We start from the raw sequence: 13275 nt of genomic DNA, 5'->3' as shown, positions 1-13275 counted from the left end.
GGGAAACCGGGACGGGCGCCCCAGCCGTGGCCGGGGCGGCGCCGCGTTACTGCATGTTGATGATCACGTTTTCCTGCCACATGCGCGGCAGGCGCTTGGAGGTCGCTTCCCAGGCCTGGCCGTCCTTGATCGGCTGGGCCTTGGCGTACTGCTCGTTGGGCAGCAGCTTGGCCTTGACCTCGGCCGGCAGCTGCAGGTGCTCGGCGCGGATCGGCCGGGCGTTGCCCTTGGCCAGGTTGATCTGCCCGGCGTCGCTGAAGATGTACTCGCGGGCCAGCTTGGCGGCGTTGGGGTGCTTGGCGTACTTGTTGATGATGGTGGTGTAGCCGGAGATCACCGAGCCGTCGGAGGGGATCAGCACCTCGAAACGGCTGGGGTCGATCTGGTCGCGGTAGCTCAGGCCGTTGAAGTCCCAGACGATGCCGACTTCCACCTCGCCCTTCTCCAGGGTGTTGATCACCGGGTTGGTCAGTGACAGGCGGCCCTGCTTGGCCAACTGGGCGAAGAACTCCAGGCCCGGCTTGATGTTCTTCTCGTCGCCGCCGTTGGCGATGGCCGCGGCCAGCACGCCGTTGACCGCCTGGGCCGCGCTGCTGACGTCGCCGATGGTGACCTTGTACTTGCCCTTGAGCAGGTCGGCCCAGCTGCGTGGCACGTCCTTGACCAGTTGCTTGTTGACGATGAAGGCGATGGTCCCGGTGTAGGCCAGGGCCCAGTGGCCGTCCTTGTCCCTGGCCCAGTCCGGGACCTGGTCCCAGGTGCTCGGCTTGTAGGGCTGGCTGACGTCCTGTTGCACGGCGATGGGGCCGAAGGCGGCGCCGACGTCGCCGATGTCGGCGCTGGCGTTCTCGCCCTCGGCCTTGAACTTGGCCAGCTCCTGGGCCGAGCTCATGTCGGTGTCCATGTGCTTGAGCCCGTACTTGCTCTCCAGGTCCTTCCAGGTGTCCTTCCAGTTCGCCCAGCTGTCGGGCATGCCCACGCTGTTCACCTGGCCTTCCTTGCGCGCGGCCTGTTCCAGCGCCTGCAGGTCGGCCTCGGCGGCCATGGCGGTCGCGCTGCCCAGGGCAATCGCGGTTCCCAGCAGTGAAGCAAGCAAGCGTTTCATTCGGTGCTCCTTCGGTCATCGGGTTTGGCAGTCGGGCCCGCGCCCCGGCGAGGGCGCGGCGCATCGCTGGTCTAGATCAGCAAGACCCAGGCCAATCTACGAAGCGGGCATGACAATTTCGTGTCCGGGCGGCGGCCGGTCGTTCGGCAGGCAGCGCCCGGATACAGCCTAGACCATGCACAAGACCTTGATGCGCCGGGGCTATGCCGGGCCCGGGAGCTGGCATGGGGCCTGCTTGCCATGGCATTGTCACAGGACGGTCACCGGCGATTCCTACAGTGGAAGCTGCCGCCGGTTGCGGTGAAGTGCCCCAGGTTGGGGCTGGTCTAGTCCAAAAGAGGGAAACAGCATGCGCGACGAGGCGCTACCGACGGTGACGGCGATCTGCCGGGCGCTGCTGGAACAGATCGACAGCGGCCTGCTGCCGGCCGGCGGCAAGCTGCCAGCGGAGCGGCGCCTGAGCGAGCTGTTCGACACCACGCGCATCACCCTGCGCGAGGCGCTGACGCAGCTGGAGGCCCAGGGCCTGATCTACCGCGAGGAGCGCCGCGGCTGGTTCGTCTCGCCGCCGCGGCTGCTGTACAACCCGCTGGTGCGCAGCCACTTCCACGCGATGGTCGCCGGCCAGCAGCGGGTGCCGGCCACCGAGGTGCTGTCGGCGCGCCAACTGCCGGCCAGCCCGGCGATCTGCGCGCACCTGGAGCTGCCGGCGCTGTCCAGCGTCTACCAGATCCGCCGCGCACGGCGGGTGGACGGGCGCCTGGTGCTGTACGTGGAGCACTACCTGAACCCGGCCTACTTCCCCGGCATCCTCGACAACGACCTGCGCCAGTCGCTGACCGATCTCTACGCCAGCCGCTACGACATCCGCTACGGCCGCGTGCGCTTCGACATGGTGCCCACCGCCCTGCACGGTGAAGCCGCCAGCGCCCTGCGGGTGGCCGAAGGCAGCCCGGCGCTGCGCATCACCCGCATCAACCGCGACCAGCACGGCCGGGTGATCGACTGCGACCTGGAGTTCTGGCGGCACGATGCCATTCATGTGAGCGTGGAAGTGCCGGATTGAGGGCGTGGGGCTCTTCGTAGGAGCGAGCTTGCTCGCGAACCCGGGCCTTCGTGCGTTTGGTTGACCTTCGCCCCCTCTCCCCAGCCCTCGGCTGCGCGCCCCGCCCTGAAGGGAGAGGGGGCTTGTCCGTGCCGAGAAAGGTGATGGTTTCCGCCGGAAGCCACTGCGCTAGCCGGCTAACGCCATAACATCAAACCCTGCCCAACGGTCCCCTCTCCCTTCAGGGAGAGGGTTAGGGAGAGGGAACAGAGGCCACCCCGAACATCGGAGTGCCCGGGAAACGCCGTTCGCGAGCAAGCTCGCTCCTACGAAAAGCCGCAGCCTCAAGGCAGCTCGGCACTGCCGTAGAACGCCCCCAGCACCTTGGCCAGGTAGCGCAGGTCGTGGCTGCCGGCCAGTTCGCGGATGCTGTGCATGGCGAAGGTCGGCAGGCCGATGTCGACGGTGCGCACGCCCAGCTGGCTGGCGGTGATCGGGCCGATGGTGGAGCCGCAGCCCATGTCGCTGCGGGTCACGAAGCTCTGCACCGGCACTTCGTTTTCCAGGCACAGGTGGCGGAAGTAGCCGGCGGTCTCGCTGCTGGTGGCGTAGCGCTGGTTGCTGTTGACCTTGATCACCGGGCCGCCGTTGAGCAGCGGGCCGTGGTTGCCGTCGTGCTTGTCGGCGTAGTTGGGGTGCACGCCGTGGGCGTTGTCGGCGGAGACCAGCAGCGAGCGCTGGATCACCCGTACGAAGGCGTCGCCGTCGGGCAGCAGGCGGCGCAGCACCTGCTCCAGGAAGGGGCCGTCGGCGCCGCAGGCCGAGCAGGAGCCGACTTCCTCGTGGTCGGTGCAGACCAGCACCGCGCTCTGCTCGTCGCCGCTGGCCAGCAGGGCCTCCAGGCCGGCGTAGCAGGACAGCAGGTTGTCCAGGCGGGCGCCGGCGATGAACTCGCCGCCCAGGCCCACCACCGCGGCGCGCTGGGTGTCGTAGAAGCTCAGTTCGTAGTCGAGGATGGCGTCGGCGATGATGCCGTGCTCGTTCTGCAGCTGTTCGCCGAGCAGGTCGCGGAAGTCGCGGGTCTCGCCGGCGGCCAGTTGGGCGAGGATCGGCGGCAGTTCGGTCTGGGCGTTGATCGCCCAGCCCATGTTGGCCTCGCGGTTGAGGTGGATGGCCAGGTTGGGGATCACCGCGATGGGCGCGCGGAAGTCGATCAGGCGGCTTTCCACCTTGCCGGCCAGGCGGAAGGTGACGCGCCCGGCCAGGGACAGGTCGCGGTCGAACCAGGGGGCGAACAGCGCGCCGCCGTAGACCTCGACGCCCAGTTGCCAGTAGCCCTTGCGGGCCAGTTCCGGGTTCGGCTTGACGCGCAGGCAGGGGCTGTCGGTGTGCGCGCCGACCAGGCGCAGGCCGTGCTCCAGCGGGGCGTTGCGGCCGAGCTTGAAGGCGATCAGCGAGGAGTCGTTGCGCGTCACGTAGTAGCGCCCGCCGGCCTCGGTGCGCCAGGCGTCGCGCTCGTCGAGGCGCTGGTAACCGGCCTCCTCGAGGCGCCGGGCGAGGCTGGCGGTGGCGTGGAAAGGCGTCGGCGAGGCCGCGAGGAAATCGATCAGGCCCTGGTTGAGATCTGCACGCATGGGAAACTCCGGACAACGATGGGCGGAAGTTTATCGCAAATGGCGGGGGCGGCGGGGTTGTGGCTATGCCGGCGGGGATTCATCGCGGACTCCGTCCGCGATTCGCGCGCAGGGCGCGCTCCTACAGGGGAATGGTGTGGGTGGGGCGGCGTAGCGGATCTCATCCGCGAAACGCGCCGGGACGTCCGGCTATCGCGGACAAGGTCCGCTCCTACGGGGGAGGAACACCGTGCCCCCGGCGACCTGTAGGAGCGGATCACATCCGCGAATCGCGCCGGAACCTCCGGCTATCGCGGACAAGGTCCGCTCCTTGGGGGAGAGTGCCACGCCTCACGGCGACCTGTAGGAGCGGGCCCTGCCCGCGATTCGCGCGCAGGGCGCGCTCCTACAGGGGAATGGTGCGGGTGGGGCGGCGGATCTCATCCGCGAAACGCGCCGGGATGTCCGGCTTTCGCGGACAAGGTCCGCTCCTACGGGCGTCGTGCCACCACGGCGAAGATATGCCAGTGCTTGATGCCTCCGACGGCTGTCTTGCCTTGCCACTCGTGTTCTTCGAAGCGCAGCGTTTCCCAGCCCTGTAAAAGGGCTTGCGCGGCTTTGCGGGTGTGGAAGCTCATGCCGTCGCGCCCCTGCCACTGGTCGCGCTCGCCGAAGAAGTGCCCGGCGAACAGCCCGCCACGCTGCAGGGCAGCCTCGATGCTTTGCCACAGGCGCGGAAAATCGGCGGGCGGGCAGAAGGGCAGGGCGAAGCTGCTGTTGATCAGCTGCGCGTTGGGCAGGGCGGTGTCCTGGAAGCGTTCGCAGCGGGTTCGCAGGCGTTCGGCCTGGCCTGTGGATAAACCTTCCGTCAGGTGACGCAGGCCGGCGGCATTGCTGTCGATCGCCAGCACCCGCCAACCCTGGCGCAGCAGCTCATGGGTGTCGCGTCCCGAGCCGCAACCCAGGTCCAGGGCCAGGCCGGGCGCGCAGTGCCAATACTCCAGCGCTTGCATCAGCGACGGATGGGGCGGGGCGCCGCGGGTTGCCTGGTGGAAGTCTTGCCGGTCCATGGCGGTTCCCGCTCAGAACGGCGCCGGCGACTCGAAGCGCAGGCGTTCGCCGGTCTGCGGGTGGGTCAGGCACAGCAGGCTGGCGTGCAGGCACAGGCGGTCGCGCAGGGCCAGGGCTTCGCCTTCGGCGTAGAGGCGGTCGCCGAGCAGCGGGTGGCCGATGGACAGCATGTGTACGCGTAGCTGGTGCGAGCGGCCGGTGATCGGCGTCAGCTCGACTCTTGCGTACTGGCCGCAGCGTTCCACCACGCGCCAGAAGGTCAGGGCGTGGCGGCCGTGTTCGTGGTCGACGATGTGCCGCGGCTTGTTCTCCGGGTCGTAGCGCAGCGGCAGTTCGATGCGCCCGCTGTCCAGCTCCGGTTCGCCCCAGCACAGGGCGGTGTAGGCCTTTTCGGTCTCGCGGTCGTGGAACTGCCGGGATAGCTCGCGGTGGCTGTCGGGGTCGCGGGCCAGCACCATCAGGCCGGAGGTTTCCCAGTCCAGGCGGTGGACGATGCGTGCCTCCGGGTAGCCGTTTTCCTGCAAGCGGGTGACCAGGCAGTCCTTGTTGTCCTCGGCGCGGCCGGGCACCGAGAGCAGCAGGGTGGGCTTGTTCACCACCAGCAGGGCGGCGTCCTGGTGGACGATCTGGATGTTCGACAGCGGCATGGGGCCTCGACAGCGGCTAGAAATGACTGCGGCGGCCGAGGCCGCCGCAGTTCACTCCGGGAACGATCAACGTTCCGGCAGAGTGATGTTGAGTTCCAGGATCGAGCAGCTGCCCTGGTTGGCCAGTTCCACCTGGACCTGTTCCTGGTCGATCGGCACGTATTTGCGGATCACTTCCAGCAGGTCTTTCTGCAGCTGCGGGAGGTAATCCGGTTGCGAACGGTTGCCGCGCTCGTGGGCGACTATGATCTGGAGTCTTTCCTTCGCGATGGACGCGCTGTTCGGCGCTTTCCGGCTGCGAAAGAAGTCTAAAAGGCTCATTCACGTCCTCCGAACAGTCGTTGCAGGAATCCTTTCTTCTGCACATCGAGGAACCGATGTGGCATCTCTTTGCCCAGCAGGCGGTCGACCGCGTCGCTGTAGGCCTGGCCGGCGTCGCTCTGCTCGTCGAGGATGACCGGCACGCCCTGGTTCGAGGCCTTGAGCACGGCCTGCGACTCGGGGATCACGCCCAGCAGGCGGATCGCCAGGATTTCCTCGACGTCTTCCACGCCGAGCATCTCGCCCTTGGTGACGCGCTCGGGGTTGTAGCGGGTCAGCAGCAGGTGTTCCTTGATCGGCTCCTCGCCCTTCTCGGAACGCGCCGACTTGCTGGCCAGCAGGCCGAGCATGCGGTCGGAGTCGCGCACCGAGGAGACTTCCGGGTTGGTCACGACTATCGCCTCGTCGGCGAAGTACATGGCCAGGTGGGCACCCTTCTCGATGCCGGCCGGGGAGTCGCAGATGATGTATTCGAAGTTCTGCTTGAGTTCTTCCATGACCTTGCCGACGCCTTCCTGGGTCAGGGCGTCCTTGTCACGGGTCTGGCTGGCGGCCAGGACGAACAGGTTCTCGAGGCGCTTGTCCTTGATGAGGGCCTGGGTCAGCGTGGCTTCGCCGTTGATGACGTTGACGAAGTCATAAACCACGCGGCGTTCGCAGCCCATGATCAGGTCGAGGTTACGCAGGCCCACGTCGAAGTCGACGATGACGGTCTTGTGGCCGCGCAGGGCCAGGCCGGTGCCGATGGCGGCGCTGGTGGTGGTTTTACCGACGCCACCCTTACCGGATGTGACTACGAGGATCTTGGCCAAGGTGATTCACCCCAAAGAAAAAACGAAGAGTTCTGGTCCCTGAAATTCGCGGCAGTATCCGTTAAAGGCGGGTGATGTTCAACACGTCTCCCGACAGGCTGACGTGTACCGCCTGCCCCCATTGCGGACTGCGCCTAAGGTCTTCTGCCACCTTGTAATTCCCGGCGATCGAGACCAGTTCGGCGCCCAGTTGCTGACAGAAGATTCGCGCGCTGGTGTCGCCCTTGACGCCGGCCAGGGCACGACCGCGCATCGGACCGTATACGTGGATGTTGCCGTCGGCCAGAAGTTCCGCACCGGGGCTCACGGGGGCGAGCACGATGAGGTCGCCGCCGGCGGCGTAGATCTGCACGCCGCCGCGTACCGGGGTGGTCACCAGTTTAGTCGGACGGACGGCCGGGGCGGCGGGTTCGGCGGCCTTTTCAGAGGTCTTTTCAGGGGTTTTTTCAGGCGCCTTGTCCGTCGTCTTGTCGCTGGTCTTGTCGATGGCTTTTTCGACCACCGGTTCGGCCAGCTTCTCGCTGCGCGGGCGGCGCACTATGCCTTCGTTCGCCGGGGCGGCGACGGCGTCCCTGGGTTCCAGCGGACGGTCGCGGGAGCCGGAGGGCGGCAGCACCGGGATGTCCAGCATGGTCGCCAGGCGCAGGTCTTCCTCGCGGTTGGCGCGGATGGCCAGGGTGCGCAGGCCGTGGCGGCGGCAGATGTCCAGCACGCCCTGCAGGTCGAGCTGGCCCTCGCCGTCGGGGAGCTTGTCCAGGGCCAGCACCAGCGGGGTGTCGCGGAAGAAGTTGGGAGCCTGGGCGACCTTGTCGGCGAGCTGACGGTCCAGGCGCGACAGGTCGTTGTGCGCCAGTTCCAGCACGGTGACGGCGAGCATGCTGCCCTTGAGCTGGAAAACGGGATCTTGGTCGAGGAGGTCGGCTTGGCTCATGGTCGCACTGCATCGCTAAATGGCCTCGACTTATAGCGAACCCTCCCGGCAGCCGCAAGCCTGGCGCGGGGCCAGGTGCGATAGTGGCACCGGGGCGGCGGCGCAAAGGCGGCGCTCGCGGTAGAATGCCGCCTTTGCCCGTCATTTCGGAACCCTCCATGGATCGTCCCAGCTTTCGTCCCGCCTTCCTCCATCCGCGCTACTGGCCGCTGTGGCTGGGCCTGGGCGCGCTGTGGCTGGTGGTGCAGCTGCCCTATCCGGCGCTGCTGGCGCTGGGGCGCGGCCTGGGCGCGCTGATGTACCGCGTGGTCGGCAGCCGCCGGGCGATCGCCGCGCGCAACCTGGAGCTGTGCTTCCCCGAGCTGTCCGCCGCCGAGCGCATCCGGCTGCTCAAGGCCAACTTCGCCTCCACCGGCATCGCCTTCTTCGAGATGGCCATGAGCTGGTGGTGGCCCCGGGCGCGCCTGGCGAAGCTCGCCCATATAGAAGGCCTGGAGCACCTGCGCCAGGCCCAGGCCGAAGGCAAGGGCGTGATCCTCATGGCCATGCACTTCACCACCCTGGAGATAGGCGCGGCGCTGCTGGGCCAGGTGCAGACCATCGACGGCATGTACCGCGAGCACGACAACCCGGTGTTCGACTACGTGCAGCGCCGCGGCCGCGAGCGGCACAACCTGGACGCCAGCGCCATCGAGCGCGAGGACGTGCGTGCCATGCTCAAGGTGCTGCGCGCCGGGCGCGCCATCTGGTACGCCCCGGACCAGGACTACGGCGCCAAGCAGAGCCTGTTCGTGCCGCTGTTCGGCATCCAGGCCGCCACCGTCACCGCCACCACCAAGTTCGCCCGCCTGGGCCGCGCGCAGGTCATGCCCTTCACCCAGACGCGCCTGGCCGACGGTTCCGGCTACCGCCTGGTGGTGCACCCGCCGCTGCAGGACTTCCCCGGCGAGAGCGAGGAGGCCGACTGCCTGCGCATCAACCAGTGGGTGGAAGCCGAGATCCGCCAGCAGCCCGAGCAGTACCTCTGGGCCCACCGCCGTTTCAAGAGCCGCCCGGAAGGCGCGCCGAAGCTCTACGACAAGCGCTGAGCGCGGCGGCAGGCTTTACCGCGGCGAGCGGCGCTGCATACTCAAATGCAGGACGCATCCAGGACTCCGGTCGTGACTGAATCTGCCGTTCCCCCATCCCCCCAGGCCGTCACCGGCCTCATCCTCTCCGGCGGCGGCGCCCGCGCCGCCTACCAGGTGGGCGTGCTGGCGGCCATCGCCGAGCTGCTGCCGGAGGGCGCGGCCAATCCCTTCCCGGTCATCGTCGGCACCTCGGCCGGCGCCATCAACGCCGTGGGCCTGGCCTGCGGCGCGCTGTCCTTCCGCGAGGCCATCCACAGCCTGACGCGGGTGTGGAAGGGCTTCCACACCGGCCAGGTGTACCGCGCCGATTTCACCGGGGTGCTCGGCCAGGCCCTGCGCTTCCTCGGCCATAGCCTGCTGGGCCTGGGCCGGCGGCGGCCGGTGGCGCTGCTCGACAGCACGCCGCTGCGCCACCTGCTGGCCCGCGAGATGGACTTTTCCGGCATCAGCGCCGCCCTGCAGCAACGCAAGCTGCGCGCGGTGGCGGTGACCGCCTTCGGCTATGACTCCGGGCAGGCGGTGACCTTCTACCAGGGCCGCGCCACCATCGAGCCCTGGCTGCGCCACCGGCGCATCGGCGTGCCGACGCGGCTGTGCCTGGAGCACCTGCTGGCCAGCTCGGCGATCCCGCTGCTGTTCGCCCCCGTGCGCATCAAGCGCGAGTACTACGGCGATGGCGCGGTGCGCCAGCAGGCGCCGATCAGCCCGGCACTGCACCTGGGCGCCAACCGCGTGCTGGTGATCGGCGTCAGCGGCAACCCGATGCGCAACGACCCCAACGAAGGCGCCGGCCAGGCCAGCGGGCGGCCGCCGACCCTGGCGCAGATGGGCATCCACCTGCTCAACAGCACCTTCATCGATAGCCTGGAGGGCGATATCGAGGTGCTGCAGCGTGTCAATTACCTGGGCTCGCTGGTGCCCCAGGAGCGCCGCTGCCACGAGGCCGGGCTGCGCGAGGTGGAAGTGCTGCTGGTGTCGCCGTCGCGGCCGCTGGACGAGATCGCGGCCAAGCACCGCAAGGAACTGCCCTGGGCGGTGCGCCTGTTCCTGCGCGGCCCGGGCGCAACGCGGGCGAGCGGGGCGGGGGTGTTGAGCTACCTGTTGTTCGAGCGCGGCTATTGCCACGAGCTGATCCGCCTGGGCTACAAGGATGCGATGGACAAGCGCGCGGAGCTGGTGCGCTTTCTTGGGCTGGAGGAGCATTGCCTGTAGGGTGGGGCAGCGTAGGAGCGCGCCCTGCGCGCGAAATCGCGGGCAGGGCCCGCTCCTACAGGTTGCCGGGGGCGCGGTATTCCTCCCCCGTAGCGGACCTTGTCCGCGATAGCCGAAACCATCGGCGCGATTCGCGGATAAGATCCGCTCCTACGCTGCCTCACCCTCGCCGTATCCATGTGGGCGCGCCCTGCGCGCGATTTCGCGGGCAGGGCCGCGACGCCGGCGGCTCAGACCGCCAGCACGCCGTCCCGGTAATCGCGCAGGGCCTGTTCGATCTCCTCGCGGGTGTTCATCACGAAGGGCCCGTACTGCACGATCGGCTCGTTCAGCGGCTTGCCGGCCAGCAGCAGGACTCGCGCGCCCGTGTCGCTGTGCAGCTTCACCGCGTCGCCTTCGCCCAGGCGCGCCAGGCGGTTGGTGCCGACTTCGCCGCCGCGCTCGGCCTGCACCTGCAGGCTGCCTTCGTAGATGTACAGCAGCGCGCGGTGGCTGCTCGGCAGATGGATGCCGATGTCGGCGCCGGCCGGCAGCTTCAGGTCGTAGTAGTGCGGTTCGGTGTCCGGGCGCTGCACGGCGCCGTCGAGTTGCACCTGGCCGTCGTCGAAGCGCCCGGCGATCACGGTCGCTTCCACGCCGTTGGCGGTGGTGGTGCGCGGTACGTCTTGCGGCTCGATGTCGCGGTAGCCGGTCGGGCCGAGCTTGCTCTTGCCGGGCAGGTTCAGCCACAGCTGGAAGCCGCGCATGGCGCCTTGCTCCTGCTCGGGCATCTCGCTGTGGATGATGCCGTGGGCGGCGGTCATCCACTGCACGCCGCCGGGCTTGAGCAGGCCCTCGTTGCCCAGGTGGTCGCGGTGGCGCATGCGTCCTTCGAGCATGTAGGTCACTGTCTCGAAGCCGCGGTGCGGGTGGTCGGGGAAGCCGCCGATGTAGTCGTCGGGGTTCTGCGTGTCGAACTGGTCGAGCATCAGGAAGGGATCGAAGCGTTCGATGCCCGGGCCGCCGATCACGCGGGTCAGGCGCACGCCGGCGCCGTCGGAGGCGGGGCGGCCGATGTGCAGGTCGATCAGGTTGCGCAACTGGGTCATGGTGGACCTCCTCGTTCAGGCATGGAGGCCATGGTAGTCCCGCCGATTGAATGAATGGTTGCGAGTTTTGCGGGCCGAATATCGAATTTGTCGATATTCGGCCCGCCCACTCATTCGCCGATCTGCAGCTTGCGCGCCTCGGTATAGAAGTAGCGCAGCTTCTCGTACTCGAAGGGCGTGTTCATCTGCCCGTAGCGGAAGCTGTTGCTGTAGCGCCGGTCGATGATCTCCAGGGTGGGGATTTCCCAGTAGTCGCCGCTGGCGCTGGCCACGCCCAGGTAGTCCACCTGCTGGCCGGCGACGAAGTCGGTGACCAGCCCGCCGGTGTCGCGCAGGTTGGACGGGCCGAGGATCGGCAGCATCAGGTAGGGGCCGGCGGGCACGCCGTAGAAGCCGAGGGTCTGGCCGAAGTCCTCGGGTTGCCGCGGCAGGCCCATGCGGGTGGCCGGGTCCCACAGGCCGAGCACGCCGAAGGTGGTGTTGAACAGCAGCCGCGCGGTGGTGTTCATGGCCCGCTTGCCCTTGAACTGCAGCAGGCTGTTGAGCAGGCTCGGCACCTCGGCGATGTTGCTGAAGAAGTTGCTCACGCCGCTGCGCACGAAGCGCGGGGTGACGTACTCGTAGCCGTGCACCACGGGCAGGAACACCCACTCGTCGAAGCGGTAGTTGAAGTGGTAGACGCGGCGGTTCCACGACTCCCAGGGGTCGTAGACGTTGAGCGCGCTGAGGGTGGCGCGTTCGAACTCGCGCTGGTCCAGGCCGGGGTTGAACTTTAGCGCGTCCAGCGGGTGCTTGAAGCCGTCGGCGTCGGGCGTCAGCTGCACCTGCCTGGCGGCCGAGGGCGGCACGGCGGGCGCCGGGCCGAGGTCGGAGGCGTTGTCGGCGTGGGCCAGCGCGCTGCCCAGCAGCAGGGCCAGCAGCCAGGGGGATCGGCGGGTCATCTAGCGCTTTCCTGTGTCGGCGGCGGCCTGCAGCGTGGCGTCCTGGCCGCGGAAGAAGTCCAGCATGTCCTGGGCGTTGACCCGGTAGTTGAGGTTGCCGCAATGGCCGCCCAGCGGGTACAGCGTCAGCCGGTCGCCGAAGGTGCGGCGCAGGAAGCCGATGTCGCCGGGGCCGAGGATGACGTCGTCGGCGTTGTGCATCACGGCGATCTTCGGGCTGTCGTGCAGGTACTGCTGCAGGGCGTACAGGCTGGTCTGCTGGATCAGCTGCGGCAGGCTGCCGCCGCCATGGCGCTTGCGCCACATGGGGATCAGCTGTTCGACCATGTAGCAGTCGAAGTCGCATTGCAGCGCGCGCTTGAAGAAGGGTTCCAGGCTGGTGCCCTCGTTGATCGGGTAGTGCGGCGGGGTGACCAGCCCGCGCTGGTTGATCAGGTCCGAGGTGAAGGCGATGTCGGCGGACGAGAAGCGGAAGCTCGTGCCGATCAGCATGGCCATCTCTTCGTTGGTCAGGTGCTGCCTGGAGTGCTGGAAGTCGTAGAGGAAGGCATCGTTGAGGTCGATGTAGCCCTTCTGCTGGAAGTAGCGCGTCAGCTTGCCGAGCACCAGCTGGTAGTAGGTCCTGGAGTCGGTGATGCCTTTGACCTGGGTCTGCACCAGGCGGTCGAGGTTGCTCACCGAGGTGTAGAGGTTCACCGGCGGGTTGAGCAGCAGCACGCGCTTGAAGTTGAAGCTGCGGCGGGTTTCGTCGAGGTGGCTGACGAAGGCCGCGTGCAGCGCGCCGAGGCTGTAGCCGGTGAGGTAGTAGCCGGTGACCGGCAGGCTCGGGTGCTGGGCGCGCACCGCCTGCATCACCCGGTACAGGTCGTCGGCGTCGTCGGGGCTGTAGCCGGGGGTGGCGCGCATCGAGGCGCCGGCCATGAAGTCCCAACTGGTCGGCGAGGAAATCTGCACCACGTGGTAGCCGGCGCCGTAGAACAGGCGCTTGAGGTACTCCGGGGTGCTGCTGAGGTAGCTGGCGCCGGTGCCGGCGATGACGAACACCAGCGGCGCGGGGTGGTCCTGGCGGGCCAGGCGGTAGTGCAGCTTCTTCACCGGCCAGAAGTTGTCCGGCAGCTGGAACTCGCGCTCCGGACGCAGCTTGAGGGCGTAGTCGTGCTGGTCGATGTCGGCATCGTCCGGCAACTGCGGGCGCAGCTCCGCCGGGGTGGTGGCGATGGTCGCTTCGAAGGGGTTGCCCAGGGGGTAGCCGTAACTGGCCGGGTCGACATCCCTGGCGAGCGCCGGACCTGCGAAGCCCATGACGAGGCTGCCGAGCAGGGCAGCCACGCGCGTAAGCAGAGGCATGCGGTGGATTCC

The 13275-nt window shown here is 68.1% G+C and carries 13 protein-coding genes; 3 read left to right on the top strand and 10 right to left on the bottom strand.

What is annotated here, in order from left to right; translation table 11 throughout:
- Positions 1-46: 46 nt before the first annotated feature.
- A complete protein-coding gene (locus FG99_RS16110; protein ID WP_009620524.1) occupies positions 47-1105 on the bottom strand; it encodes an ABC transporter substrate-binding protein in 1059 nt (352 codons plus the stop codon).
- A 349-nt stretch (positions 1106-1454) separates the two neighbouring features.
- Between FG99_RS16110 and FG99_RS16105 the strand changes: the two genes are divergently transcribed.
- Positions 1455-2171 (top strand): UTRA domain-containing protein, encoded by a 717-nt coding sequence (locus FG99_RS16105; protein WP_043271054.1) that lies wholly within the window; start codon positions 1455-1457, stop codon positions 2169-2171.
- 323 nt (positions 2172-2494) lie between these two features.
- On the opposite strand, the gene FG99_RS16100 is transcribed toward FG99_RS16105, so the two are convergent.
- The 6 genes from FG99_RS16100 to minC form a co-directional block, all read right to left on the bottom strand.
- Positions 2495-3784: a M18 family aminopeptidase gene (locus FG99_RS16100; protein WP_043271052.1), complete on the bottom strand. Its 1290-nt coding sequence runs from the start codon at positions 3782-3784 to the stop codon at positions 2495-2497.
- Between the two features lie 470 nt (positions 3785-4254).
- The gene (locus FG99_RS16095; protein WP_043271050.1) at positions 4255-4833 is read right to left on the bottom strand and encodes a class I SAM-dependent methyltransferase; all 579 of its coding nucleotides are present in this window, start codon (positions 4831-4833) and stop codon (positions 4255-4257) included.
- A 12-nt stretch (positions 4834-4845) separates the two neighbouring features.
- Entirely contained in the window at positions 4846-5481 is a 636-nt protein-coding gene (locus tag FG99_RS16090) for an RluA family pseudouridine synthase (protein WP_043271048.1), read from the bottom strand.
- Between the two features lie 66 nt (positions 5482-5547).
- Positions 5548-5802, bottom strand: coding sequence for a cell division topological specificity factor MinE (gene minE / locus FG99_RS16085; RefSeq protein ID WP_009620516.1), 255 nt, complete (start codon positions 5800-5802; stop codon positions 5548-5550).
- A complete protein-coding gene (gene minD / locus FG99_RS16080) occupies positions 5799-6614 on the bottom strand; it encodes a septum site-determining protein MinD (protein WP_009620514.1) in 816 nt (271 codons plus the stop codon). Before minD ends, minE begins: the two co-directional genes overlap by 4 nt.
- A 61-nt stretch (positions 6615-6675) precedes the next feature.
- Positions 6676-7545, bottom strand: coding sequence for a septum site-determining protein MinC (gene minC / locus FG99_RS16075; protein WP_043271046.1), 870 nt, complete (start codon positions 7543-7545; stop codon positions 6676-6678).
- Positions 7546-7703: 158 nt separating this feature from the next.
- Between minC and FG99_RS16070 the strand changes: the two genes are divergently transcribed.
- Positions 7704-8633 (top strand): lipid A biosynthesis lauroyl acyltransferase, encoded by a 930-nt coding sequence (locus tag FG99_RS16070; RefSeq protein ID WP_043271044.1) that lies wholly within the window; start codon positions 7704-7706, stop codon positions 8631-8633.
- A gap of 72 nt (positions 8634-8705) precedes the next feature.
- A complete protein-coding gene (locus FG99_RS16065) occupies positions 8706-9887 on the top strand; it encodes a patatin-like phospholipase family protein (protein ID WP_043271042.1) in 1182 nt (393 codons plus the stop codon).
- A 230-nt stretch (positions 9888-10117) separates the two neighbouring features.
- Here FG99_RS16065 and FG99_RS16060 read toward each other — a convergent pair whose 3' ends face one another.
- The 3 genes from FG99_RS16060 to FG99_RS16050 all read right to left on the bottom strand — a co-directional run bounded on the left by FG99_RS16060 (position 10118) and on the right by FG99_RS16050 (position 13263).
- The gene (locus FG99_RS16060) at positions 10118-10975 is read right to left on the bottom strand and encodes a pirin family protein (protein WP_043271040.1); all 858 of its coding nucleotides are present in this window, start codon (positions 10973-10975) and stop codon (positions 10118-10120) included.
- A gap of 110 nt (positions 10976-11085) precedes the next feature.
- On the bottom strand, positions 11086-11916 hold the full coding sequence (locus FG99_RS16055) for an MlaA family lipoprotein (protein WP_043271038.1): 831 nt from the start codon (positions 11914-11916) through the stop codon (positions 11086-11088).
- Entirely contained in the window at positions 11917-13263 is a 1347-nt protein-coding gene (locus FG99_RS16050) for an alpha/beta fold hydrolase family protein (RefSeq protein ID WP_043271037.1), read from the bottom strand.
- Between the last annotated feature and the right edge of the window lie 12 nt (positions 13264-13275).

The organism is Pseudomonas sp. AAC (genome assembly GCF_000725445.1).
GTDB classification, from domain to species: Bacteria; Pseudomonadota; Gammaproteobacteria; order Pseudomonadales; family Pseudomonadaceae; genus Pseudomonas; species Pseudomonas citronellolis.
This window is presented reverse-complemented; position numbering and strand designations above follow the sequence as displayed.